Here is a 26468-nt window from a genome sequence, read left to right as displayed (position 1 = left end):
TAAGTTAAATTATGTATTAATTGTAACGGAAACAGTAAGAAAAGGCAAACAAAAAAGGATGTTTCCATTGAAACATCCTTCATCATGGGCCTGACAGGACTCGAACCTGTGACCCCTGCGTTATCAACACAGTGCTCTAACCAACTGAGCTACAGGCCCTTCTTATGCTTCTCAACATAAAAGCGAATGACGGGAATCGAACCCGCATAGCCAGCTTGGAAGGCTGGAATTCTACCATTGAACTACATTCGCATCTCTTACTGGATGCCCTGAGACATCTATGGCGCTGGACGGAATCGAACCGCCGACACTACGAGCTTCAATCGTATGCTCTACCAACTGAGCTACAGAGCCATCTTAGTATGTCCCCATACTAAACGGTCACAGCGGGGCTCGAACCCGCGATCTCCTGCGTGACAGGCAGGCGTCCTAACCAGCTAGACCATGCGACCAATTGCGGGAGCAGGATTTGAACCTACGACCTTCGGGTTATGGGCCCGACGAGCTACCAGACTGCTCCATCCCGCGATAATATTATTTTGGTATCTCTACCTAAGGAGAATGTGGGATTCGAACCCACGCGCCGATTTCTCGACCTGACGGTTTTCAAGACCGTTCCCTTCAGCCAGACTTGGGTAATTCTCCATCATCTCTTGCTTGACTCTCGTCCTGCATGGACCTTGTTGGACTCGAACCAACGACCGGACGGTTATGAGCCGTCTGCTCTAACCAACTGAGCTAAAGGTCCTATATCTCGAGCCTATCGCGGCAGGGGGGATCGAACCCTCGACCTCCCGGGTATGAACCGGACGCTCTAGCCAGCTGAGCTACACCGCGATCGTCTTTGACAATTTTCCTTGCCAATCGGGACGACAGGATTCGAACCTGCGACCCCCTGGTCCCAAACCAGGTGCTCTACCAAGCTGAGCTACGTCCCGAAAAGTTCTACGAGAGCTTCTGCCCCTTTAAACTTAAAAAAAGAGTTTGAATTCCTTCAACCTCTATGCACCTAGCAGGAGTCGAACCTGCAACCTCCTGATTCGTAGTCAGACGCTCTATCCAATTGCGCTATAGGTGCATATATGCCGGCGACCGGGATCGAACCGGTACGATATCTCTATCGCAGGATTTTAAGTCCTGTGCGTCTGCCTATTCCGCCACGCCGGCATACAAGCGGAAGACGGGATTCGAACCCGCGACCCCCACCATGGCAAGGTGATGTTCTACCACTGAACTACTTCCGCAGAATCATGCCGACTAAAGGACTCGAACCTTCGACCCCCGCTTTACAAGAGCGGTGCTCTACCAACTGAGCTAAGTCGGCATCGCTTTATCCCGACGTGCCGGTTTCTTGACTTTCGCCAATGGACGCTACAGGGATCGAACCTGTGACCCCCTGCTTGTAAGGCAGGTGCTCTCCCAGCTGAGCTAAGCGTCCATAATGGAGAGGAAGGGATTCGAACCCTCGAAACAATTCCTTGTTTACATGGTTTCCAACCATGCTCCTTCGGCCAGACTCGGACACCTCTCCGATATCTTCCGTTCTCTCTTCTAATTAAAGCAAAAGCACTCTTCTCAGAGCACTCCCTATGTACGGCACCGCATCTTCCTATCCTCGCAGCCAGCGATCCGGCAACTACTTTCGGCGTGATAGAGCTTAACTTCTGTGTTCGGAATGGGAACAGGTGTGTCCTCTATGCTATCAATACGACACCTTTGAGTTATTCACTCAAAACTAAATAGTATCAAATTCTTTCTCTTCATTAAACCACTCATATTACGTTTTGAACTTCCGTTCTTGACTTTGGTTAAGTCCTCGACCGATTAGTACTAGTCCGCTACATGCCTCACAGCACTTCCACTTCTAGCCTATCTACCTCATCATCTCTAAGGGGTCTTACTTCATTAAGAATGGGAAATCTCATCTCGAGGCGAGTTTCACACTTAGATGCTTTCAGCGTTTATCTCATCCAAACATAGCTACCCAGCAATGCTCCTGGCGGAACAACTGGTACACCAGCGGTTTGTTCACCCCGGTCCTCTCGTACTAAGGGCAACTCCTCTCAAATTTCCTGCGCCCGCGACGGATAGGGACCGAACTGTCTCACGACGTTCTGAACCCAGCTCGCGTACCGCTTTAATGGGCGAACAGCCCAACCCTTGGGACCGACTACAGCCCCAGGATGCGATGAGCCGACATCGAGGTGCCAAACCTCCCCGTCGATGTGGACTCTTGGGGGAGATGAGCCTGTTATCCCCAGGGTAGCTTTTATCCGTTGAGCGATGGCCCTTCCATGCGGAACCACCGGATCACTAAGTCCTACTTTCGTACCTGCTCGAGTTGTAGCTCTCGCAGTCAAGCTTGCTTATGCCTTTACACGCTACGAATGATTTCCAACCATTCTGAGCAAACCTTTGAGCGCCTCCGTTACCTTTTAGGAGGCGACCGCCCCAGTCAAACTGCCCGCCAGACACTGTCCACGATCGCGATAAGCGACCAGTGTTAGAATGTTCATACAACGAGGGTAGTATCCCACCGTGCGACTCCGTCTAGACTGGCGTCCAAACTTCTACGTCTCCTACCTATGCTGTACAAGCAGCACAAACATTCAATATCAAGCTACAGTAAAGCTCCATGGGGTCTTTCCGTCCTGTCGCGGGTAACCCGCATCTTCACGGGTATTTAAATTTCACCGAGTCCCTCGTTGAGACAGTGCCCAGATCGTTACGCCTTTCGTGCGGGTCGGAACTTACCCGACAAGGAATTTCGCTACCTTAGGACCGTTATAGTTACGGCCGCCGTTTACTGGGGCTTCAATTCATACCTTCGCCGAAGCTAAGCACTCCTTTTAACCTTCCAGCACCGGGCAGGCGTCAGCCCCTATACTTCATCTTACGATTTTGCAGAAACCTGTGTTTTTGATAAACAGTCGCCTGGGCCTATTCACTGCGGCTCATGTTGCCATGAGCACCCCTTCTCCCGAAGTTACGGGGTCATTTTGCCGAGTTCCTTAACGAGGGTTCTCTCGCTCACCTTAGTGTTCTCCACTCGACTACCTGTGTCGGTTTGCGGTACGGGCAGTGTAATACTTCCTAGAAGCTTTTCTCGGCAGTGTGACATCTCAGACTTCTCTACTTTATTTCGATCCGCATCACAGCTTGTCCTTATAGTAGAAAGCATTTCACTCTCTACAAAACTTACTGCTTGCACGCACATATCCATCAGTGCGCATCTGGTAGCCTCCTGCGTCCCTCCATCGGTCAAACGCATTACTACTGGTACAGGAATCTCAACCTGTTATCCATCGACTACGCTTCTCAGCCTCGCCTTAGGTCCCGACTAACCCTGGGTGGACGAGCCTTCCCCAGGAAACCTTAGTCATTCGGTGGACAGGATTCTCACCTGTCTTTCGCTACTCATACCGGCATTCTCACTTGTAAGCGCTCCAGCAGTCCTCACGGTCTACCTTCGTCGCCCTTACAACGCTCTCCTATCGCGCACTTACGTGCACCCGCAGTTTCGGTAATATGTTTAGCCCCGGTACATTTTCCGCGCAATGGCACTCGACTAGTGAGCTATTACGCACTCTTTAAATGGTGGCTGCTTCTAAGCCAACATCCTAGTTGTCTATGCACTATCACATCGTTTTCCACTTAACATATATTTAGGGACCTTAACTGGCGATCTGGGCTGTTCCCCTTTCGACGGTGGATCTTATCACTCATCGTCTGACTCCCATTCATACATATCTGGCATTCGGAGTTTATCAAACTTTGGTAACCCGAGATGGGCCCCTAGGCTTAACAGTGCTCTACCTCCAGTATGCTTATAATGAGGCTAGCCCTAAAGCTATTTCGGAGAGAACCAGCTATCTCCAAGTTCGTTTGGAATTTCACCGCTACCCACAGTTCATCCGAGCATTTTTTAACATGCACCGGTTCGGACCTCCAGTAAGTTTTACCTCACCTTCATCCTGACCATGGGTAGGTCACCTGGTTTCGGGTCTACAGCATCGTACTATTCGCGCTATTCACACTCGCTTTCGCTGCGGCTCCGGTCTTTCCACCTTAACCTCGCACGATACCGTAACTCGCCGGTTCATTCTACAAAAGGCACGCCATCACCCATTAACGGGCTCTGACTTCTTGTAGGCGTCGTGGTTTCAGGAACTATTTCACTCCCCTTCCGGGGTGCTTTTCACCTTTCCCTCACGGTACTGGTTCACTATCGGTCACTAGGGAGTATTTAGCCTTACGGGATGGTCCCCGCAGATTCCGACCGGATTTCACGTGTCCGGCCGTACTCAGGATCCTGAAAAGAGTGTGCTCTATTTCGCTTACGGGGCTATCACCCTGTTTCGCCAAGCTTCCCAACTTGTTCTGCTATAAAACACTTTTGTAACTCTTATTTATCAGTCCTACAACCCCAACATGCAAGCACGTTGGTTTGGGCTCTTCCCCGTTCGCTCGCCGCTACTTAGGGAATCGATTTTTCTTTCTGCTCCTGCTGCTAATGAGATGTTTCAGTTCACAGCGTATTCCGTCGTCTATCCTATGTATTCAGATAGCGACAACTCTTTTCGAGTTGGGTTTCCCCATTCGGAAATCTCTGGGTCATAGCGTACTTACCGCTCACCAAAGCTTATCGTAGTTAGTCACGTCCTTCATCGGCTCCTAGTGCCAAGGCATCCACCACGCGCCCTTATTAACTTAACCTATACAACTTGCGTTGCGGTTTCGTTTTATGAGTTGGTCATTTTTCAGACCTGCGATTAAACCGTTCTTTTTAAAGAACTTCTTTTTGTGTTGTTTCTCGGTTCAATTTAGAATAATGTTTCCATTACTTTTAAAAGAATTTGTTACTATTCAGTTTTCAATGTACAACCAAGACAATCTTTCGATTGCCTATGGAGAATAGCGGGATCGAACCGCTGACCCCCTGCTTGCAAAGCAGGTGCTCTCCCAGCTGAGCTAATTCCCCATAGGATCATCTTTTGAACATGATACCTATTACAGTACCACACTCAAAACTAAACAAAACTTTGAACATTTGAACTTGCAATCTAATGCACTGTCACTTTCCGATTATCCTTAGAAAGGAGGTGATCCAGCCGCAGGTTCTCCTACGGCTACCTTGTTACGACTTCACCCCAGTCATCTGTCCTGCCTTAGACGGCTCCCTCCCGAAGGTTAGGCCACCGGCTTTGGGCATTACAAACTCCCATGGTGTGACGGGCGGTGTGTACAAGACCCGGGAACGTATTCACCGCGGCGTGCTGATCCGCGATTACTAGCGATTCCGACTTCGTGCAGTCGAGTTGCAGACTGCAGTCCGAACTGAGACGTACTTTAAGAGATTAGCTCACCTTCGCAGGTTGGCAACTCGTTGTATACGCCATTGTAGCACGTGTGTAGCCCAGGTCATAAGGGGCATGATGATCTGACGTCGTCCCCGCCTTCCTCCGGTTTGTCACCGGCAGTCTCGCTAGAGTGCCCAACTGAATGCTGGCAACTAACAATAAGGGTTGCGCTCGTTGCGGGACTTAACCCAACATCTCACGACACGAGCTGACGACGACCATGCACCACCTGTCACTTTGTCTCCGAAGAGAACACTTCTATCTCTAAAAGCTTCAAAGGATGTCAAGACCTGGTAAGGTTCTTCGCGTTGCTTCGAATTAAACCACATGCTCCACCGCTTGTGCGGGTCCCCGTCAATTCCTTTGAGTTTCAACCTTGCGGTCGTACTCCCCAGGCGGAATACTTAATGCGTTAGCTTCGGCACTAAGAGGCGGAAACCTCCTAACACCTAGTATTCATCGTTTACGGTGTGGACTACCAGGGTATCTAATCCTGTTTGCTACCCACACTTTCGAGCCTCAACGTCAGTTGTTGTCCAGTAAGCCGCCTTCGCCACTGGTGTTCTTCCATATATCTACGCATTCCACCGCTACACATGGAGTTCCACTTACCTCTACAACACTCAAGTTAACCAGTTTCCAATGCCATTCCGGAGTTGAGCTCCGGGCTTTCACATCAGACTTAATCAACCGTCTGCGCTCGCTTTACGCCCAATAAATCCGGATAACGCTCGGGACATACGTATTACCGCGGCTGCTGGCACGTATTTAGCCGTCCCTTTCTGGTATGGTACCGTCAAACTAAAATCATTCCCTATTTTAGCATTTCTTCCCATACAACAGTGCTTTACGACCCGAAAGCCTTCATCACACACGCGGCGTTGCTCCATCAGGCTTGCGCCCATTGTGGAAGATTCCCTACTGCAGCCTCCCGTAGGAGTTTGGGCCGTGTCTCAGTCCCAATGTGGCCGATCAGTCTCTCAACTCGGCTATGCATCATTGTCTTGGTAAGCCTTTACCCCACCAACTAACTAATGCACCGCGGATCCATCTCTAGGTGACGCCGTAGCGCCTTTTAACTTTATATCATGCGATACTAAGTTTTATTCGGTATTAGCATCTGTTTCCAAATGTTATCCCCAGCCTTGAGGCAGGTTATCCACGTGTTACTCACCCGTTCGCCACTCGCTTGAAAGGTGCAAGCACCTCTCGCTGCGCGTTCGACTTGCATGTATTAGGCACGCCGCCAGCGTTCATCCTGAGCCAGGATCAAACTCTCAATTTAAATGAATTTAAATTCATTGTTTGAAGATGTACTCTTCGATTAAACTGACTAATTGCTATATCTCTATAACGACTATCCGTTTATTGTTTGTTACGAATTGACTTCGCAAATTTGTTTTTGTTATTACTGCTAATAACTAGTCACAGATTCGTTTGTTCAAAGTTTTGTTCAGTTTTCAATGTGCTACTTGTTGTCGCTGAGACAACTATATTATCTTATCAGCTTTCGCTGCCGTTGTCAACACTTTATTTCGTCGCTTACTTTCGCTCGCATCGCTTTCGCTTTTTGACAACTTTATTACTATACTTTATTCTTCTCGCTTTGTCAACTACTTGCTCGCGTTCTTTTTCACTCGCTCACACCGTTGCTCTCTTTCGCTCTTAAGAACATATACTAATATACCAACCTTTTCCCCCCTCGTCAACTACTTCCTTTACTTTGTTTTTACTTCTGTACACTTTTTAATTTATAATCCATTTCGTTCTTTTTTTGATAGTATAATACGATTTATTTTAAATAATATTCGCTTTTAATCATTACAATAAAAAAGTAGCAACTTTTAGTTGCTACTTTTTTATTTTATGCGTGATGCCATCTTTGTCCTTGTGTCGTATCTTCTACAATAATACCCATGTCAGATAGTTGATCACGCAACTGATCAGAAAGATTAAAATCACGAACTGCGCGTGCTTGGACGCGCTTATCTAAAAGTGCCTGTGCTTCTGCAGATAAGGTTAAGTGTTCAGATAAACCATTAATACCAAAGACATTCATCAAATCAGCTATAGCATGTGTGAGTCGTGTCGCCGTATCTAACTTTATCTCATCGCGACTAGCATAGTTATTCGCTATGGTTACCAACTCAAAAATCGACGCGATAGCATTTTGCGTATTGAAATCATCATCCATAGCCTCTCTAAAATGACTGATATGTTCTGCGATCGCATAATCGACGCTGTCATCGTGTCCTGTTTTGGCTGTACTTATTCGGAAAAATACATTACGATATGCAGTTCGAATACGTTCTAATTCAGCACGTGCCTGTTCAAGCGTATCCGGCGCATAGTTAATCGGTCGGCGATATTGTGTTGTTGCTAATAAATAACGTATGACCATTGGATCATCATAATGGGCTAACATATCATGCACTGTCGTAAAATTACCCAATGATTTCGACATTTTTTCATCGTTGACATTCACAAAACCATTATGTAACCAATAATTAACGAAAGTTTGACCTGTCCTAGCTTCAGATTGTGCGATTTCATTAGTGTGATGAGGAAAAGCTAAGTCAATGCCCCCGCCGTGAATATCGATAGTATCGGCTAAATACTTTTGTGCCATAACCGAGCATTCAATGTGCCAACCTGGCCGACCCTTACCCCAAGGAGAAACCCATGAAATCTCATCTGAACTATGGCTAGCCTTCCATACAGCAAAATCAATCGGATCTTCTTTACGTGTTAGCTCCTGATCATCTAATCTACCAGCCGCGTTAGCCTCCATCTCAGCTAAATCTTGATGGGCTAATATGCCATAGCCTTTGAATTTTTTAGCTCGAAAATAGACATCCCCTGCTGATTCATAAGCATAACCCTTATGAATCAAATCTTCAACAAACGCAATAATATCTGGAATCACCGCTGTTGCACGCGATCTTGTTGTTGCTGGCTTAATATTTAGTGGTATAGTATCCTCATCAAATGCCTGAGCATACTTGTCTGCGATTGTCATTTCGTCAACGCCTTCTTCACGTGCGCGTTGAATAATCTTATCATCAACATCGGTAAAGTTAGACACATAGTTTACTACGTAGCCACTATATTCTAAATAGCGGCGTATCACATCAAAGGCAATAGCTGACCGCGCATTGCCAATATGGATATAATTATAGACCGTGGGGCCACAAACATACATATTAACCTTACCTGGGGTAATAGCGTGGAAAGCTTCCTTCTCGCGTGACAAAGTATTGTATACGTGAATCATAGTAAACTCCTTTGAAAAAATAATTCTTCTTATCCTTTATTATACAGGAGCGCTCATTATTTCACTAATAAAACCCGTGCAACATCATATAATATTAAAATAAAAAACAGTTTCCTATAGGAAACTGTTTTTTATTGATTATTTTTCAGAAATTGAAGCAATACCAGGTAATTCTTTACCTTCAAGGTATTCTAATGAGGCGCCACCACCAGTTGAAATGTGTGATAACTTATCAGCCACACCCAACTGTTGTACTGCAGCAGTTGAATCACCACCACCAACGATTGTTGTACCACCATTTTCGGTCACTTTAACTAGTTCTTCACCAATTGCCAATGTTCCCTTGGCAAAATTAGGCATCTCGAACACGCCCATTGGGCCGTTCCAAACAACTGTCTTAGCATCAGCTAAAGTATCTTGTAATAACTTGACTGACTTAGGTCCAATATCTAGACCCATATAGCCGTCAGGAATACCCGCTGTAGCATCAACAACTTCTGTTTTGGCATCGTTTGAAAAGGCATCAGCAGCAATTGAATCAACTGGCAAAACCAATTTGTCACCAGCTTCAGCCATCAACTCCTTAGCTAATTCAACTTTATCAGCTTCGAATAATGAATTACCAATCTTTTCACCCTTCGCGGCATCAAATGTATAAGCCATACCACCACCAACAATAACTTTGTCGGCTTTAGCCAAAAGTGACTTTACAATTTCGATCTTGTCTGACACTTTTGCACCACCAATGATAGCAACAAAAGGACGCACTGGATTGGCAACAGCATCACCCAAGAACTTGATTTCTTTTTCCATTAGGAAACCAGCAGCTGCTTGAGAAACATTTGATGCAATACCAACGTTTGAAGCATGGGCACGATGTGCTGTACCAAAGGCATCGTTGATGAACAAATCATCACCCAAGCCAGCCCAATACTTACCCAATTCAGGGTTATTCTTTGATTCGTTTTTGACTTCAACACCGTCAACAACGTCTTCAAAACGGGTGTTTTCAACCATCAACACTTCACCATCTTGCAAAGCATTGATTGCTGATTCTAATTCTTCACCACGTGTATGTGGTACGAACTTAACATTTTTACCTAGCAGTTCACCTAAGCGTGCAGCAACTGGCGCCAATGATAATTCTTTCTTATCATCTTCTGACTTGATACGACCCAAGTGTGAGAATAAAATTGCACGTCCGTTATTTTCCAAAACGTACTTAATTGTTGGCAAAGCTGCCACAATACGGTTATCGTTACCGATAACACCTGCCTTGATAGGCACGTTGAAATCAACGCGCATCAATACTTTCTTACCTGAAAGTTCCAAATCTGAAACAGTCAATTTAGCCATGATAGCCTCCAAAATTTTATTGTTACATACTCATTATAAAACAAAAACTAGTCGTTGTGTTGTGATATGTGAAATGATAATCAAATTCTCACAAGTTTAACATGATTTGTTGGTAACCCTGCACGTTTCAAGTAATCAAAATTTGCATCTGTCATTCTAATTTCACCGATAGGTGACTGATGGTCAGTTAAAATCTGCCTTAATCTTGGTTGTAAATTACTTGCACTATCAGTTAGATTGTCAATTAGTGTTAATATCGTATGTTTTGGTACAAATGTTAATTCACGTCCAAATTGCGTGATATTTATCGTTTGATTAGTCTGCCGGTTAATAACAGCTGCAATATACTGTTCAGCAGATTCAAATTGTTGCCCATTAGCGTAGACAAAGTCACGCCTTTTATTGAAGTAAAAATCCCTGACAACTATCGCTTCATCACCAAAGAAAAATTCGGTTACAAGCAACTGACCATCACTAAAATACTGGGTCGCAAACCGTTTCCCATCGCGTTGATAGATGTCCTTGTAGTCAATTTGGCCGCGGCTGTCTTGCCAAGCTACCGCTTGAACAATACGTTTAGCATCGCTATACCAGCGCACTTTGGCTATTTCGCAACCTAAACTCATAATACTTTTTGTCCAATCAGCGTTGATAACAAAACGTGCATTGTTTGGGACTGGTAAGTCTGTCCACCAAATACCTTTTGTTTCATCTATAGCCGTCAAATACCGTTGCGCATAAATGTCAAAAACCTGATAAGGGGCTAAACCTAATTGCCTTGCTAAATAACTGGCATCTTCATGTGGCGTTGCCACCCACAGTTCTGAACTCTTACCCGTCCTGACTTGTTCAATTTGCCATGACACGCCAGGTAAGGCGCTATCAGACAAAGAATTGATAAGTTCAATTGTCATCGTAAATCACCTACCAATTTTTCCCATGCTGTACTAATTTGCTGATTTGTAAATGCTTTCGCTACGTTTTGTTGCCCAATAGACAATGTATCATACACAGTCAGTAAACGTCTCATAGCACGTGCCAAGGCGGCAACATTTTTATCTTTATCATCAGTGATTGGCACCAATATACCGTTCTCATTTGGCCGTATCAGTGTCTGAGCACCATAGCTGTTTTGATAACTAACAATCGGCAACCCTTGTGCCATCGCTTCAACATAAGTTAGCCCAAAGCCCTCTGAATAAGAAGCTGAAACAAATGCATCGTAGGCTTGTAGTTCTTCTGATAAATTTTGACTCAGCCCGTTAATCTTGACACTGCCCGTCATTTGCTCATCATAGATGAGCCGACGAATATTTTGCTCATCTGCACCAGACCCATAAATGGTCAAGGTTGCCGATATACCATTCGCCTGTAGTTGAGCCAAAGCTAAAATAATATGACTAATATTTTTTTCCGCATGCAAGCGTGAAGCTGTTACAAATCGAATAGCATCCCCAGACAAATGGCGTGCCTTTGGCACGCGGTCAACACCACCAACTGGTATAGCATATAATTTATCGGAAATATTTGTATTTCCTAAAAAGGCCAATTGCTTTAAAATATCTTGCTTCTGCAACATCGTTGAGACCACAACAGCATCTATTTGATTAAGATGGTCAAACAAATATTGATAATGGTTATTCCATAATAAATGACCACCTTGCTTTGAAACAAAATGTGCAGCGTGAATAATCGCAACAATTTTCAAATTGATTTGCTGTGACTTAAGCTGCACAAGTACCTCCTCATTATCACTACCACGATCAATAAAGTAAACATTATGATGAAAGACACGTTCTAATTGCTGATAAAAGAAAAGTAAGAGTGCTTCATAAGTTGCAAAAAAATAATCATCCTCATAAAAATGATTGAGGTGTATATTGACCATTCGCTTATGATTCCCTGTACCTAAATAATGCCAACTCATTTGATGTTGGCCATTTTTTAGGATGACACGATGATCAACATTAATCTCACGTGATGTTGACGAATCATAAAAACGTTTTTTATATGTCGTTGCCTTAAAATTGCCCGTCGTCTGTCTGATAACCAGACGATGAACCCCCTTAGTATCATAGAGCACGTCTTCATGATAAGTATGTTGAAAAGCTTCGCCATCGCGTAAGTATTGCCTTGGATCATCACTTAAAAAAAAGTCATATAACCCAATAACATCGTTTTCAGCAATTTGCCATTCCGACATATGTTGATGCAGTTGTGGTAGGTAATCCGTAAAAATATATTTAAAAGGCAAGTTGCTTTCTTTGAATCTTGCAGCACGATAAAATTGTGCGTGCTCAACACCACTATTGCTATGTCCCATGCCTTTATTAACAAAAAAATGCATATTGCGCCTCCTAGTAAATCAAGATAATCACTGACTGTTGCAATGACTTACTTACGCGTGCTTGTTGACATTATCATAGCATAAAAGCGATAACCTCTAAATAAGAAGTCATCGCTTTTATCAGTCTTGAACATTACTTTTGATTATTCAAAATTTTTTTAACTTGTTGTGCTTGTAGGCTGGCAGCTTTATCTGGGTCAGTTTTAGCTAAGGCCGCTAACTGTTGCTGTTGCATTGCCATTGCTGCTTTCTCTTCTGCAGATTTTGGCGTCATCTTAGCTGGTAAAGCTTTCGCTTGTTCAGGCGTCATGGCTACCCATGTATCTGGTACTTGATACACAATGTGATAATTTTTAAGTTGATGATTGTTATCCGCTATACCGAACAGTAAACGATATAAATCTGTTTTATAAACGTAACGCGTTGTTTTAACAATACGATAGGCTTTATTACCAGCAACAGACACTTGGCGTGATGATGTTTTCAGGTCAGGTTTTGAAACTGTTACTCGACTAGCTGTTGCGGATGACTTATAAATATAAGCATTTTCTTTACCATCACTACCGACACCTTGATAAAGTAAAACACCAAAAGTTTGTTCAGCAGGGCCAGCAGAATAAATTTCTTTTTTGACAGTTGTTGTTTCCGTCTTCATCCCATAATGATCATGCATGTTTGCTACAATAGCAACGACACTGGTAATGAGACCAGCAAACATGATAATTGTCACCAAATAACGTAAAATAGGCCTTTTCATGACCATATTAGCCCAGAAAGCTAGGATTGCAAAAATCGCCATAATTAAAATAATCATGTTATCTATCCTCCTTAGCTGGTGTATTAATTTTCCCACTATGCAGCAAGAAGGTAATCAACAAGGCTACCACCGCAAAAGCTGCTGCCAGTAAAAATGATGCATGGAAACCATTAAGTGTTGCATCAAGCGCTTTTTGACCAAATGCTAACGGGTCCTGTCCTTTTAAGCTTGATTTAGGCATATTATCCTTTGTGACAGATTGCATCACAGAAGCAAGGACCGCTGTCCCCAATGATGAGGCAACCTGACGCATGGTGTTGTTCGCTGCAGTACCTTGGGCAGCAGTTTTAGGTGACAGTGCGCCCATCGCTGAAGCAGTCAGCGGCATCATTGTCATCGCAATACCAAACATACGTAATGTATAGAATGCTGTAATATAAAATGTTGGTGTATCTGCTGTCATATAGAACAACGGTACTGTCCCAATAATCAAAATAGCAAACCCTGTCATGGCTAGTCGTTTAGCACCATGCTTATCATAAAAGGCACCAGCAATTGGTGACACGATACCCATCATTAGCGCACCGGGCAATAAAGTTAAGCCAGAATTCAATGGTGTTAAGCCTCTAATATTTTGCATATAAATTGGCAAAACCATTTCAACACCAATCATTGCCATCATAGCTAACGACACTAGAATCGTCGTAATGGTAAACTGCTTTGATTTGAAAACGGACATATCTAAGAAAGGCTTGTCCATCTTAGATTGATGCCACATAAATTCAATGACAATCAATAAACCAACAACAAGTGGCAGGATCACCTTGACACTACCCCAACCATTTGAAGCAACCATAGCAAATCCATAAAGTACTAATCCGAAACCAAATGTTGACTCAATCAATGATCGCACATTTAAGGTGACTTTTTGAGTTGGTAATACATCGTGAAAAAGGAAGATAGACGCAATCATCACAACAATAACAACTGGCAGAACGACACCAAAAATTGAACGCCAAGAATTAACGAGTGTCAATCCTAAAATTGTATGATCTTTTTCTAAAATCCAACCTGACATTGTTGGGCCAATAGCTGGTGCCATACCGATTACCAAGCCACCCAGACCCATTGCTTTACCACGTGATTCCGCATCAAACAAAGACAAAGAAACTACCTGCATTAGTGGCATCAAAACACCAACAGCCATCGCCTGCAAGACACGGGCAACCATTAACAGCCAAAATGCATTAGTTGGTGTCACGAAAGCAACAAATGTCCCTACCGTAAATAAAGCCAAAGCTGATAAATACAGTGTTTTTGTCGGAATCCTTGTCGTTAAGAATGCTGAGACTGGCACCATAATACCGTTAGCCATCAAAAAGATAGTCGTTAGCCATTGCACAGTAGAAGCATTAACATCAAATGCTTTCATCAATGCAGGTAATGCTGTTCCTAATGCTGTCTGCATCAACATTACTGAAAAGACACCAACCAGCAAAACCATCATCATCGCCATGCGATTGACTGGTTTGCCATGGGTGTCACGTATTTCATCACTCATGTTTATTATTCCTTTAATTAAATTATTATATTGTCTGAGTCGCCATCATTTAACGACCATGTTCAATATGATACGCTTAACAAAATAGATTGTCAACAAAGTTGACAATCTATTATAAATTTTTTATTGTGACTTGTTGCACATCATGATACTGGTTTAGTTGTACAATGGCATTGGCGTATTGACGACTGGGTAAGATAAACTTTTCAAGGTTTACCTGATTAGTTTCGTCCCACGTTTGCATCACTAAATCCGTTAAATCACCTAAAGGCATTTTGGTATATTGATACCGCCAAGACGTTGGATCAGCCTTGGCTAAGGCTGTCATTTCTAATGTCCGTGACAGGTACCATGCCTTAATATCATTTAAATCAGTCTCTAAATAAATTTTATAATCTAAATGCATCAATTGTAGGGCCACAACGCCTTCCACAATTAATATTTTAGGTCTAGTTATTGTCTGCAATTGTTTCGGATCTATGTCGGCAATTTCTTGATTATACTGTGGGATGGTAACAGTCTCATGCCCATCATAAAAATCACGTATCACTTGATTTAACCGCACTAAATCATAAGTCTGAGGAAAGCCCTTTTCATTGAAAATGTCCTTCTCAGTCAACAATGCATTAGACATTAAGAAGTCATCCGTACTAATAATTGCTGTGGTTACATCGAACTGTTTAGCCAATAAACTCGCAAAAGTACTTTTACCCACAGCTACAGAACCAGCAATACCTACTGTCATAAAAGTCCCGTCATATTTTTTTAACAGATCGGCAATCAAGGTATTCATGACTCAACCTCATACAATTTTTCAGGAACATGATCTAGCAAACAAGAGACTTGCTTTTCGGCTAATAATGTCAAACTATGCATTGCGCGACTGGCGACAGTATACAGCAAACGCCTTTCTGAATCCTGCCCATAACGTGTATTATCTGCGTGCCAGATAATAACGGCATCAAATTCCAATCCCTTAGCTAAGTAGGATGGCACAATAATGGTTCCCTGTGCCAAACGCTGATTCTCTGATTGAATCAATGTCACACTGGTATCTTGTAGCTGCTCGGACAGCAACTGAGCATCTGCCAACGTCTTTGTAATAATGGCTGTCGTATCGTGTTGCTGTGAATACTCAGTTAATTGTTGCTGCAATTGATGTAACATGTCAGCTTCATTTGGTGACAACTTAACCCTAGGTTTTTGCCCTGAACGGTTGAAAGCCTCAATATTTTGGCCACCTTTGAGAATATATTTCGTAAAGTCAGTAATTTGCTGTGTCGAACGATATGTTTGCGTTAAGTTGACACGCTCAACACGGTCACTATCGAACAACTTAGCAAAATCACGCGACAAGTTATTCGCATTATCTTTCGTAAAAATTGCTTGATTTAAATCACCCAACACGGTGAATTTTGCCCGTGGAAAACTGAATTTCAGAAAAGCCAATTGAAATGGTGTGTAATCTTGAATTTCATCAATAAATAGGAAACGAATATCTCTTTCCCCTGTTTTACCAGTAATTAAATCATACAAATAAAGATATAGTGTTGTGTCAGTTAGCGATAACTGTTTATTTTTCAAATTATCGATGACTGTCTCAACGTGTTGCTGCCACTCAGATAAAGTTAGGTCAAACTGCGCTAAATCTAAGTAATTTGGTAATTGACGTAACAAGTCAACGAATTGGGCATTAATATTTAAAAAACTACCGCGTCTGATTTGACGCGCTAACGGTTTCAGTGCTTGCGTAACAATTTGGCGAGATAAGAATTGGCGTTCGGCCTTTTCACTAGCAAATTCACGCGCCTTAGGGCCATCCCCCAGTTGCGCTTGACGTGTCCGCGAAGCGGCGTCATTTTCTTGATCATCGCCAACACGCACTTTCCCAGCACCCACTAATGTATCATATTCTTGCTTGGACAAATTCTCAATGGCAAGTTCAACCCAATCTTTGCGCATTTCTGACCCAATGCGCGCACTCAAACTACGCATGAGTGTATCACGCGTGGCGTCCAGTCGTTGGCTCAATTTATAGTTATCATTGTATTGATAATAAATTTCTGCAATACGTGTCTTAGAAATTAATGGTTCGCCACGGAACATCAGCGATCGCAATTTTAAATCTTTACGGTTCAAGTGTTGGGCATAGGCTGTAACAGCATCAAACATTGCTAAGCTCCCCTTAGCTAAAGCGATTGTGGATGAAGTTTGATCTTCTTCAAAACGCGCTTGCAACGTCTCAACTGCCATTTTTGGCAATCGTCGTGATGCATACTGATAAAAAGTCATTTGCACCATGTTTTGTTCACCTAATTCTGGTAAAACATTATCAATATAGTCGTTGAATAATTGGTTTGGACTGAATAACACAACTTGGCCTGACGTTAATTTACCACGATAACGATACAATAAGTAAGCTACACGTTGTAGAACAGCTGCCGTTTTTCCTGATCCAGCGGCACCTTGAACAAATAGCAAATCAGCGGCAGTATTACGAATAATTTTGTTTTGCTCTTTTTGGATTGTGGTGACAATAGATTTCATTTTAGTTGATGATTCACCCGATAAGGCGCTCATCAACATCGCATCACCTATAGCTTCTTCCGTATCAAACAATGTAACAATCACGCCATCTTCAATCTGGAATTGCCGTTTTAATGTGACGTGCGCACGCTGAGAACCATCAGGGGTTAAATAGGCCACATCACCTATACCACCGTCATAATAAATAGACGCCACCGGCGCACGCCAATCATAGACTAAAAATTTGTTGTTATCGTCACTAAAAGAGCTCAAGCCAATATAGATTGTTTCTGCTTCACCACTGTCCGTAGCTGATTCGCTGAAGTCAATACGAGCAAAATAGGGTTTGTCAATTTGCTGCGTCAAAGTTGTAAAACGATGTTCTGCCCGCGTTTTTGAATTCTCACGTTCAGACAACATTTGCTGTTGCTGACGGATAGAAGCCGCTGTTTCGACAATACCAGAATAAGTATCTGTTTTTAGTCGCACGTCACCCCAACTCTGAGATACAGTGTCAATATGCTTATTGGTACGTTTGATCTCAGCTGCTGTCGTTTTAAGCGACTTTTCCATAGCTTTCAGCGTTTTGTTAAGATATTGTGTTTCATCAATTTTGATTTGATTATCCAATGTGCATCTCGCTCTCTTAAAAATTAAGTGTTTTAATTATACGCTTTATCAGAGTAGAATACAAAAAAGTGAGCAGTTTATCTCAAAAATAAACTGCTCACCCGCACAATATAAAAAGCCGCAACCGAAGTTGCGACTTGATATAGCTCGTGAGAGAATCGAACTCTCGATTCCGCCGTGAAAGGGCAGCGTCTTAGCCACTTGACCAACGAGCCATGGTCAGTGATGTCTGTATTGCTATCAGACAACTATATTAGTATAGCAAGAAAAAATAATCACGTCAACACTTTTTTTAAAAAATAACGCATCTCTGAATTCAGAAATAGTCTGTATGGTAAAAAAGCGCTATTTTTTAGGCTTTAATGTCATTAGCTTAGTCGGATCTATTGGCTTTCTATCTGACAACGTGTCATGTTTATAATATTGCCAAGGTCTCTCTGGATTGAATTCGGGATCAGTTGTCAATGGTAACCCATTCCGAAACCGCGTCAGTAACCAGTTTTCCAGTGGTTTAGGGATAGCTAATGTCTCAAATTCACTTGGTGACAACGCATAGCGAATACTTTTTTCATCGTTTGCAACGATTTTTTCGACCCAGTTAGGGTCAATAATGAGTTGACGTCCTAACGCAGCAAAAGTTGCGCCCAAATCCATTAGCGCTTCAACCTGACCTGGTTGCTTAAGTAGACCAGCAACCATAATAGGATACTGATCCGGCAAAGCTTGACGATAGCGTGACACAATCGGCGTGGTATCCTGCTTATCTCGAAAGGACGTCTGGGTTGCATCTTTTAACGATAAGTGTAAATAATCAACCGGTAACTGTGTCAGTTTTTGGGCAAAAGCAATTGAATCAGTTAGACTGATACCCGGCGTCGTTGATTCTTCGGGAGACTGTCGATACCCTAGCAGAAAGGGCTTTTCCGCATATTTTTTAATCGTTTGCGCTACTTTTGCCGTCACCGCCAAACCAAAACGGCTTCTTTTATCGCGCGTACCACCCCATATATCTTCACGTCGATTACTTTCTGGCGAGAAGAATTGCTGAAGGAGATAAAGATTGGCACCATGAATTTCAACACCATCAAACCCAGCTAAAATCGCACGTTTTGTGGCTTGCGCAAAGTCGTTTATATTTTGCGCAATCTCCTCATGCGATAAGGCACGTGGCTGCTCGTGTTCGCCATGTGGGTAAGCTTGAGCGGAAGCCGAAACCGGTTGTTCGCCACGCAATATGGTTGTCGTTGATTGTCGCCCAGCAGCAACTAGCTGCAATACCGCTTTGGCACCACCCGATTGGATAGCACTTGCTAAGCGTCTTAAGCCAGGTATTTTATCATCATCAGCAATGCTGATTGCGCCTTCCCAGCCACGACCCAATGGGTTAACATAAGCTGCTTCAGCAATAACTAATCCGACACCTTTTGAGCGTAATTGATAGTAAGCAAGTTCGTCGGTTGTCACGCTGCCATCTTCAAAAGAAGCTCGCAAAGTCGTTGGTGCCATAACCACACGATTTTTCAAGGTAATGGCTTTATTTGGGAAAATAAAATTGTCTAAAAAATCATAATTCATCTGCATTGTTCTATTATAATCCTAAAAAATGTATAGCTACTTATTTTTTACCTAATACAAGTGTTTTTAATTGATTAAAGTTGTGCTGCATGATTTTTTCGTATCTGAGCCACTGTTGCTCGTGCTGCATAAAATATACCGCTTCAGTCAACTGACTGTACAACGCCTTAGATTGTGCAATTTGGTTAGATCTAAGCGCAACTATAATACTGGTCATTTTTTTCAATGCATTGGCATGCCAACTAAATTCTTGTGACGGTACTTGTAATAAATGTCGTGCTATGTCGTCAGCAGCAGCAAACTGTTGTACCTGTAATGCAGCAATTATCATTTTATAGTGTAATTCAACTAAACTGTCCAAGATAAATGGTTGACTGTCACCGGATAATGTTGAAAAGTGCTGCCTTTTTGTTAAGTTATTAACAATTTGATTATAGCGTAACTTTACTTGTTCATAAGGTAAATAAAGCATTGTATTTAAAAATATTCTGATTTCATTTTTTTCACAATATTTTGTTGTCCCAATAATCTCTTGTATCGTCGCGCGCATGTTTTGGATATACTGCTCTTCTTCTTGTGCACTGGCTGTTAAATTAATCCGATGGAGCACTTGCAATATCGGCCCAACACGATGTGAATTTTGATATAAACTGACGGCTTGTGTCACGCTATCAGTTAAAGACACAAACTGTCCAGAGATCACTTCAGCGATCTCATTTTCAGGACGCAATAACATGGCATAAGTTAAGAACTCATCGAAATCAACCCCCAAAGCCGTAACAATTGACATCAATCTTGTCATTGCTAAATCACCTTCACCATTGAGATAAGCATAGAACCGACTACGCGAAATGTTGGCTTCCGTCAATATCTCTTTGACGGATATATTTTTTTCATGAAAAAAATATTTCAAAGCATCACTATAATAATTTTTTCCCGCCTGCATTTGTCCCATAATTGCCCCCTAAAAAACTGTTATCACATAACAATTATTATAAGTATACCTAGCTAACAATAGCCCTGTCAAACAATTAGTGAAAAAAATAACACAAAAAAAGAGCTACGATTGTAGCTCTTTTAATACAATAATATGCTTCTAATTAATACCAACCTGTAGCTTGTGAATGTGCCCAAGCATTTTCAGCTGTACCATAACGCGCTGAAATGTATGACTTCATGGCATTCAATTGATCATTGTAGTCAGTTGAGTTACCACCGTATACGGCACGAGCTTGTGGTGACAATTGACCAATACCGAAATATTGTCCATTGGCTGCGTTAACATTGCCACCTGACTCACGAGCAATCAAAGCATCTAAAGCAGCAGAAGAAGTGGCTTGTGGTGCAGATACTTGTTGTACTGGTGCTGGTGCTGCAACAGCCTGTTGTACTGGTGCTTCAACTTTAGCAGCAGGTGCAACAACTTGTTGTGCTGGTTGGGCCGTTGCTGCCTTTTCAGCGAAACTCAAGTGTTGACCAACAACAATCATGTTCACATCGCTAATGTTATTGTTTGATGCAATTTTTTCAACCGTTGTGTTGAATTCTGATGATAACTTGTTTAATGTATCACCTGACTTAACAATATAATCTGTAGGTAAGTTTTGGTTTGTTGTGTCCGCATTGGCGTTTGAAGCACCGAATGCAAATGCACCTGCAACACCTGCAGCAATTGTTAATGACTTTTTAAAACTAAACATGTAATTTTGACCTCTTATATATTTATTTACTTACGTTGTGTTCTTACGTTATGTACAATATTCTATGCTCGAAATATAATAGCCAAACATCGGAACCGTTTCAGTTATATTACGGTCTGTTATTTATTAAACATAATAGTATATATGTGTTTAATAAATAACCTTTAATTGCAGTTTTGGTGTTTCTGGTAACTGATTGTGTGCTTTAAAATACGATACCAACATATCTTGAATCGTCTCATCCCCACTAAAAATCGTTTCAGCATCGCGATAGGCTGTGTAATCGCCACCACCAGCAGCACGATAACTGTTCATCGCGACCGTAAATAAATCACTATCCGCAACCGCCTGACCATCAAAGCTTAGTTCTGTGATACGTTGTCCTACTGGTTGCTTAACATCAATGGTATAACTAATGCCAAATGCCAAATCATAGTTGTAGTGTTCAACCTTAGGGTATAGCCACGATGGATTAACTGTCAGCTTGCCGGATTCAAGTACAAAATAATCCGCAGTATGCTCAAGCGCTGTTTTTAATGCTGAACCGCTAACACGTTTGGTGACTAACGTATTGTCAAACGGATAATTTTGTAAGATTTGACGTAATGTGAGGTTGGCTGGTAATTCTGATGGATTATTATTCAAACTGACAAGCGCAATGTCAGCTTGCGTTGCAGAAAGCTCAACATGCGCAATCCATTGTAATATATCATTACCAAATTGTGCCAGCGCTAAAGGTTGCGCTAGTGGTATGGCACTTGTTAATTGCGTAATTGGTTGATCCAGCCACCTTTGGACACGTTCATTGAGTGGCGCCAAAGCCGCGACAATGTCGGGACGAGCCGTATGACCTACTGATGCCGTTGTGGCATTAAATACCCATTCAGTATCATGCTTCGTGCCAATAATTTCTGCATACATACGTGCTTGATTCGGCATTTGTAATGTTAAAACCCCATTAACAACTTGTGGTGCAACATTGCCGTGCTGATGCCCTGTTAATAAGATATCTAAATCCAGCTGTTCTGTGAGTTGATAGGCAATATTTTCATCTGTTTGACTCAATTGTTGTCCCGTAACTAAATCACGCTCGTACCCGCCATGATAAACCCCGACAACAACATCCGCATTTTCTCTCAAATACATCACTGTTTTTTGTGCTTTAATGCGTGGTGACTCAATACGAATACCAGCCAAATGTTCAGGATTTTCCCAGATATTAATATAATCAGTCACCAGACCAATCAACCCAACGGTCGTGCCATCAGCTAATGTTTTGATTTGTGCTGGGTACAGTGTTTCACCATTGCTGTCTGTAACATTTTCAGCAATAACCGTTGCGTTTAATTGTGACAAATGTTTCTCTAGCGCATGATAGCCGTAGTTAAAATCATGATTTCCCAAAGTCACGTAATCATACCCCGCAAGATTCATTGCGGTTGTCACCGCATCTATATCCTGGTGTTGCTGTAGGTACTGTAACATTGGTGAGCCCTGATACATATCGCCACCATCAATAATGATTGTGTTTCCATCCTTGTGGAAATTATAAGCAGCATTGGCCATGCCAAGTGACTGATTACCTGATTGTATATAATCTGTTGGTAATAAGTAACCGTGAACATCTGACGTATAATACAATTTAAAGTGCTTCATCATTTTCTCCTAAAAAAAGACGACCTAACTGTCGTCCCCTTAATATTTAACCATGTAGAATTTTATGTCTCAGCTTATCTGATAAAATTTCTACCACGAAAACGAGAACAAACAGGCCAATTAAAATCGCCCCTACTTGATGCCAATGGTAAGCACTTAAGGCAAAAATCATTGGTGCGCCAATCCCTCCAGCACCAACTAACCCCAAAATTGTTGCTTCTCTCAGATTCATATCAAAACGATAGACTAAAATCGAAATGAAATCAGGCCCAAGCTGTGGTAAAACACCATATCGTATTTTTTGAAAAAGTGTTGATCCAAAAGCATCTAATGACTCTAAAATACCCGAGTCCAAATCTTCAATCGTCTCAATAAATAGTTTAGAAATCATGCCGATTGATACAATGGCCAACGTCATAACCCCTGCAAAGGGTCCCGGCCCAGTCACACGAATAAACATTAACCCATACACTAATGATGGGATAGTCCGTATAGCCATAATAATGAACCGCGTGACTAACACAACTGGTTTTGGCACAATATTAGTCGCTGAGATAAAAGATAGTGGCACAGCAATGATTGCCCCAACCAACGTACCCAAGAAAGCAATGGCAATCGTTTGTAGAATTAAATACATCACACCACTATCGCCTAAACCAAATAATAAGCTAGTATCTGGTGTGAATATGCCTGTTAAAATATTTTTCCCAATGTCAAAACCTTTTGTTGTCATTTGGGCCCCACCCAAAGCGGGTGAAGCGGACAACAGTAAGATGAGCAAAATTATAATTGTAACAGCATATTGTAGACCACGCCGTGGTTCTTTACTGAGAACTGACTCTAATTTCTTATTCACGTGCGCTCTCCTTAACTTAAATGCTTTCGCAATTTTTGACTCGTCGTTTCAATAATCACGACTGCAACAAAAATTGACAATAAAATCATTCCGACACTCTGGAATTCACGCCAACCAATTTTCTCATTCAAAATCATACCAATGCCACCAGCGCCAACATAGCCTAGTATGGCGGCATAACGCACATTTCCTTCAAAAGCAAATAATGACGTTGAGAGATACGTTGGTAATATTTGTGGCAAAATCGTTGTAATAAATGAACGTGCTGGGCTTGCCCCCGTGGCAATGAGTGCTTCGTAGGCACCCATATCAACTGTTTCAATATATTCAAACAGTTGCTTACCCACAAAACTAAAACTAAACAAAAAAATTGCCACAGTACCAGCAAACGTACCCAAACCAAAAATATAAGTTGCAATCAATGCTGAGACTAATGTCGGAATTGTTCGCACGACTGTTAAAATAAAACGCACAACTAAATTCACAACACGATTACTCGTCACATTGTTAGCGGCAAGAATGGCAAAAGGTAACGCCACAACAGCACCAAAAAATGAGCCTAAAAATGACATCTGAATGGTCATCAATAATGGTCGCCAAACTTGCATAAAATAAGATAATTTAGGTGGAAACATGCTGCCAAAAATTTTCCAAAATCCTGCAAAGTTGGTAAATAAAGTGACCAGACTAAAGCCCGTCACCCAAACAGATATGGCGATACCAATAATGAACAAAAAGAGGATTAGAGGTAGTCGCGTAAATTTTTGAGATACTGTTTTACCATTACCCAATGTGTAACTTTCAGCTTCAAATAACTTATCATACCAACCCATTATTCAGCCTCATCTTTACTATAAATAACATCTAGTATTTCTTGTGTCATCCCACTTACCGGACCATCATAAACCACTTTTCCAGCGCGAATGCCAATAATACGCTTAGAATATTCTAAGGCTAGGTCAACATGATGAATATTAATCAGAACAGTTTGCCCAAGTTCTTCGTTGATCCGTTTAAAATCATCCATCACTTCATGAGCCGTCACAGGGTCTAATGCCGCCACCGGTTCATCCGCCAATAAAACACTTGGATTTTGTGTTAATGTACGTGCCAATGAGACACGTTGTTGTTGTCCCCCAGACAGTTGGTCTGTCCGTACAAATGCCTTGTCTAGCATCGAGACACGATCTAATGCCTCCAAAGCGCTTATTTTTTCTTCCTTAGAAAATAAACCAAGTAAAACGCGCCAAAAAGGCATATCCGGCACTAATGAGCTCATCACATTCTTAATCACAGAAATACGTGGTACCAAATTGTAGGACTGGAAAATCATACCAACTTTGCGACGATACTGGCGCAATGCTTGACCCTTTAAGGTTGAAATTTCCACACCATCAACCATTAGGCTACCTTCAGTAATGTTATTTAACCGATTAATTGTGCGAATAAATGTTGACTTACCTGCTCCAGACATGCCAATAATACCAATGAACTCACCATCTTGAATTTCTAGATTAATGTCTTGTAGGCCTTTTACACCGTTGGGGTAAGTTTTTGAAACGTGTTCAAATTTAATCATAGTTGCCGTCCTAATTTTTTATATCATGCCCTTATGGCCTTAACGCAAGAAAAGCGGCGCTTGTATGCGCTGCTTTTCTGGTATATTTAGTAAATTATCTGTCACATTGTACGTAACAAATTATTTTTGAGAATTCTTTAACACTTTTTGTGCTGCACGTTCACCATCATAATTTGATGATTTAGCTGGTTCATAGCCTTCGTGTGAGTAAATGGCAATAACCTGCTTACCTTCTTTTGTTTTAGCTAAGTTAATAAACGCCTTTGACAACGCCTTCTCAAATTCTGGCGTCATTGTTTTTGACTTTTTTGATACGGAAATTGTGTCGTTATAAATTTCTTGTGATACGCCAATAACATTTGTTTCTTCCCATATTGACTTTGGTTGCTGATAATCTGTTGTCCACAACTTAGCAAAGTCGCGGCGGGCATCACCGTAAGTTGGCATGATATCGATTTGTCCTGAAGCCAAACGCGCCATACCTGAACCATATGAATCAACTGTCACTGTGTTTTTCAAATCAGCAACCGTCTTCTTATAATTTTTATTCAACCATAGTGATGGGTAAATATAACCAGCAGACGATGTTGTTGAAGACAATCCCCACTTTGCTGAGCTCAAATCATCCCATGTCAACTTTTGACCAGCATTAACTTTTTTAGCTAGCTCTTGTCCCTTAGCTGAAGGACCTGCAATAAAGATTGAGCGGTACTTTGATGACTGTTCTTTGATTTGTTCTGTTGGCTTACCGTCGTTCCACTTGGCAGCATCAGAGAAGTTTTTGTTAAGGCCAGCACGTGTTGCTGTCAGCAGTGGCTTGACACCATCTTCATACATGACATAAGTACCACCAGGAATAAAGCCGATGTCTGCAGTGCCTGATGTCAAAGCTTCACCAGCCGCTTCGTAGCTTGTTCCAACTTTGATATCAACATTATCAACCGTATAACCTTCTTTTTTCAATTGATCTTTCAATAGACCTTTCAACGGTGCTGTTGCTGTCACAATCTTATCAGGTTGCTTTGATGGCACAAAATAGACTTTCAAATCTTTAATCGTTTTATCTGATGTCGACTTTGCCCCTGTATGGGTAAATCCAAAATAGGCTGCAATCGCAATAACCACAACAATAACGATGCCTGCGAGTGTTTTCGCATTCTTGCTCATAATGCTTCTCTCCTGTGTACCAATTGGTAATTTATATGTTACAAATACTACATCTACTATCGTACACAACTATCATCAAGCTTTTGACGATATTGGGTAAAGAGTTTGTATATTTGTTTCCTCT

At 42.0% G+C, this 26468-nt stretch carries 16 protein-coding genes, 17 tRNA genes and 3 rRNA genes; all 36 read right to left on the bottom strand.

The genetic code is table 11. The annotated features are described in order from the left end of the window. Window positions 1-85: 85 nt before the first annotated feature. The 36 genes from FGL72_RS09215 to FGL72_RS09040 all read right to left on the bottom strand — a co-directional run bounded on the left by FGL72_RS09215 (window position 86) and on the right by FGL72_RS09040 (window position 26344). Window positions 86-159, bottom strand: a tRNA-Ile gene (locus FGL72_RS09215). A gap of 22 nt (window positions 160-181) precedes the next feature. After that, window positions 182-252: transfer RNA gene (locus FGL72_RS09210), tRNA-Gly, on the bottom strand. Window positions 253-281: 29 nt separating this feature from the next. After that, window positions 282-354, bottom strand: a tRNA-Phe gene (locus FGL72_RS09205). Window positions 355-378: 24 nt separating this feature from the next. Beyond that, window positions 379-452: transfer RNA gene (locus tag FGL72_RS09200), tRNA-Asp, on the bottom strand. A 2-nt stretch (window positions 453-454) separates the two neighbouring features. Next, window positions 455-528 (bottom strand) — tRNA-Met (locus FGL72_RS09195). A gap of 27 nt (window positions 529-555) precedes the next feature. Next, window positions 556-645 (bottom strand) — tRNA-Ser (locus tag FGL72_RS09190). A 29-nt stretch (window positions 646-674) separates the two neighbouring features. Then, window positions 675-748, bottom strand: a tRNA-Ile gene (locus FGL72_RS09185). Between the two features lie 15 nt (window positions 749-763). Beyond that, window positions 764-837: transfer RNA gene (locus FGL72_RS09180), tRNA-Met, on the bottom strand. A gap of 27 nt (window positions 838-864) precedes the next feature. Beyond that, window positions 865-938: transfer RNA gene (locus FGL72_RS09175), tRNA-Pro, on the bottom strand. Between the two features lie 66 nt (window positions 939-1004). Next, window positions 1005-1078, bottom strand: a tRNA-Arg gene (locus FGL72_RS09170). 5 nt (window positions 1079-1083) lie between these two features. Further along, window positions 1084-1167, bottom strand: a tRNA-Leu gene (locus tag FGL72_RS09165). A 5-nt stretch (window positions 1168-1172) separates the two neighbouring features. Beyond that, window positions 1173-1244, bottom strand: a tRNA-Gly gene (locus FGL72_RS09160). Window positions 1245-1251: 7 nt separating this feature from the next. Next, window positions 1252-1324: transfer RNA gene (locus FGL72_RS09155), tRNA-Thr, on the bottom strand. 41 nt (window positions 1325-1365) lie between these two features. Further along, window positions 1366-1438 (bottom strand) — tRNA-Val (locus tag FGL72_RS09150). Between the two features lie 4 nt (window positions 1439-1442). Further along, window positions 1443-1531, bottom strand: a tRNA-Ser gene (locus FGL72_RS09145). Window positions 1532-1596: 65 nt separating this feature from the next. Next, a 5S ribosomal RNA gene (gene rrf, locus FGL72_RS09140) occupies window positions 1597-1713 on the bottom strand. Window positions 1714-1804: 91 nt separating this feature from the next. Continuing rightward, window positions 1805-4716 (bottom strand): 23S ribosomal RNA (locus FGL72_RS09135). A 192-nt stretch (window positions 4717-4908) separates the two neighbouring features. After that, window positions 4909-4981: transfer RNA gene (locus FGL72_RS09130), tRNA-Ala, on the bottom strand. Between the two features lie 114 nt (window positions 4982-5095). Beyond that, a 16S ribosomal RNA gene (locus FGL72_RS09125) occupies window positions 5096-6645 on the bottom strand. Together the 16S, 23S and 5S rRNA genes with 16 tRNA genes alongside form the textbook arrangement of a ribosomal RNA operon. Before the next feature lie 579 nt (window positions 6646-7224). Beyond that, on the bottom strand, window positions 7225-8634 hold the full coding sequence (gene cysS, locus FGL72_RS09120) for a cysteine--tRNA ligase (RefSeq protein ID WP_085699995.1): 1410 nt from the start codon (window positions 8632-8634) through the stop codon (window positions 7225-7227). 138 nt (window positions 8635-8772) lie between these two features. After that, complete coding sequence (locus FGL72_RS09115; protein WP_004904976.1) at window positions 8773-9990, bottom strand: phosphoglycerate kinase; 1218 nt, start codon at window positions 9988-9990, stop codon at window positions 8773-8775. Between the two features lie 80 nt (window positions 9991-10070). Next, the gene (locus FGL72_RS09110; protein ID WP_085699997.1) at window positions 10071-10904 is read right to left on the bottom strand and encodes a glycosyltransferase; all 834 of its coding nucleotides are present in this window, start codon (window positions 10902-10904) and stop codon (window positions 10071-10073) included. Further along, window positions 10901-12337, bottom strand: a complete 1437-nt coding sequence (locus FGL72_RS09105) for a glycosyltransferase (protein WP_085699999.1) — start codon at window positions 12335-12337, stop codon at window positions 10901-10903. The genes FGL72_RS09110 and FGL72_RS09105 overlap by 4 nt, the downstream gene beginning before the upstream one ends. A 133-nt stretch (window positions 12338-12470) precedes the next feature. Then, the gene (locus FGL72_RS09100) at window positions 12471-13151 is read right to left on the bottom strand and encodes a DUF4811 domain-containing protein (protein ID WP_085700001.1); all 681 of its coding nucleotides are present in this window, start codon (window positions 13149-13151) and stop codon (window positions 12471-12473) included. 1 nt (window position 13152) lies between these two features. Continuing rightward, window positions 13153-14655, bottom strand: coding sequence for an MDR family MFS transporter (locus FGL72_RS09095; RefSeq protein WP_004904987.1), 1503 nt, complete (start codon window positions 14653-14655; stop codon window positions 13153-13155). 112 nt (window positions 14656-14767) lie between these two features. Further along, a complete protein-coding gene (locus FGL72_RS09090) occupies window positions 14768-15448 on the bottom strand; it encodes a type I pantothenate kinase (protein ID WP_085700003.1) in 681 nt (226 codons plus the stop codon). Continuing rightward, a complete protein-coding gene (gene helD / locus FGL72_RS09085) occupies window positions 15445-17811 on the bottom strand; it encodes an RNA polymerase recycling motor HelD (protein ID WP_133285970.1) in 2367 nt (788 codons plus the stop codon). The genes FGL72_RS09090 and helD overlap by 4 nt, the downstream gene beginning before the upstream one ends. A 143-nt stretch (window positions 17812-17954) precedes the next feature. Continuing rightward, window positions 17955-18026, bottom strand: a tRNA-Glu gene (locus FGL72_RS09080). A 130-nt stretch (window positions 18027-18156) separates the two neighbouring features. After that, the gene (locus tag FGL72_RS09075) at window positions 18157-19392 is read right to left on the bottom strand and encodes an NADH-dependent flavin oxidoreductase (RefSeq protein WP_085700007.1); all 1236 of its coding nucleotides are present in this window, start codon (window positions 19390-19392) and stop codon (window positions 18157-18159) included. Between the two features lie 34 nt (window positions 19393-19426). Next, entirely contained in the window at window positions 19427-20341 is a 915-nt protein-coding gene (locus FGL72_RS09070; RefSeq protein WP_004904992.1) for a helix-turn-helix domain-containing protein, read from the bottom strand. A gap of 145 nt (window positions 20342-20486) precedes the next feature. Further along, the gene (locus FGL72_RS09065) at window positions 20487-21086 is read right to left on the bottom strand and encodes a LysM peptidoglycan-binding domain-containing protein (protein ID WP_004902041.1); all 600 of its coding nucleotides are present in this window, start codon (window positions 21084-21086) and stop codon (window positions 20487-20489) included. 150 nt (window positions 21087-21236) lie between these two features. Next, window positions 21237-22742, bottom strand: coding sequence for a bifunctional metallophosphatase/5'-nucleotidase (locus tag FGL72_RS09060; RefSeq protein ID WP_085700009.1), 1506 nt, complete (start codon window positions 22740-22742; stop codon window positions 21237-21239). Window positions 22743-22788: 46 nt separating this feature from the next. Further along, the gene (gene phnE / locus FGL72_RS09055; protein ID WP_004902045.1) at window positions 22789-23598 is read right to left on the bottom strand and encodes a phosphonate ABC transporter, permease protein PhnE; all 810 of its coding nucleotides are present in this window, start codon (window positions 23596-23598) and stop codon (window positions 22789-22791) included. Window positions 23599-23609: 11 nt separating this feature from the next. After that, on the bottom strand, window positions 23610-24431 hold the full coding sequence (gene phnE / locus FGL72_RS09050; RefSeq protein ID WP_004908818.1) for a phosphonate ABC transporter, permease protein PhnE: 822 nt from the start codon (window positions 24429-24431) through the stop codon (window positions 23610-23612). After that, entirely contained in the window at window positions 24431-25177 is a 747-nt protein-coding gene (phnC, locus tag FGL72_RS09045) for a phosphonate ABC transporter ATP-binding protein (RefSeq protein ID WP_040190669.1), read from the bottom strand. The genes phnE (FGL72_RS09050) and phnC overlap by 1 nt, the downstream gene beginning before the upstream one ends. Before the next feature lie 120 nt (window positions 25178-25297). Further along, window positions 25298-26344 (bottom strand): phosphate/phosphite/phosphonate ABC transporter substrate-binding protein, encoded by a 1047-nt coding sequence (locus tag FGL72_RS09040; protein ID WP_004902050.1) that lies wholly within the window; start codon window positions 26342-26344, stop codon window positions 25298-25300. Window positions 26345-26468 lie beyond the last annotated feature (124 nt).

Origin of the sequence: Leuconostoc citreum (assembly GCF_007954785.1) — a bacterium.
Lineage (GTDB): Bacteria > Bacillota > Bacilli > Lactobacillales > Lactobacillaceae > Leuconostoc > Leuconostoc citreum.
The sequence above is the reverse complement of the archived record's forward strand: the minus strand, read 5'-3'. Positions and strand labels throughout refer to the sequence as shown.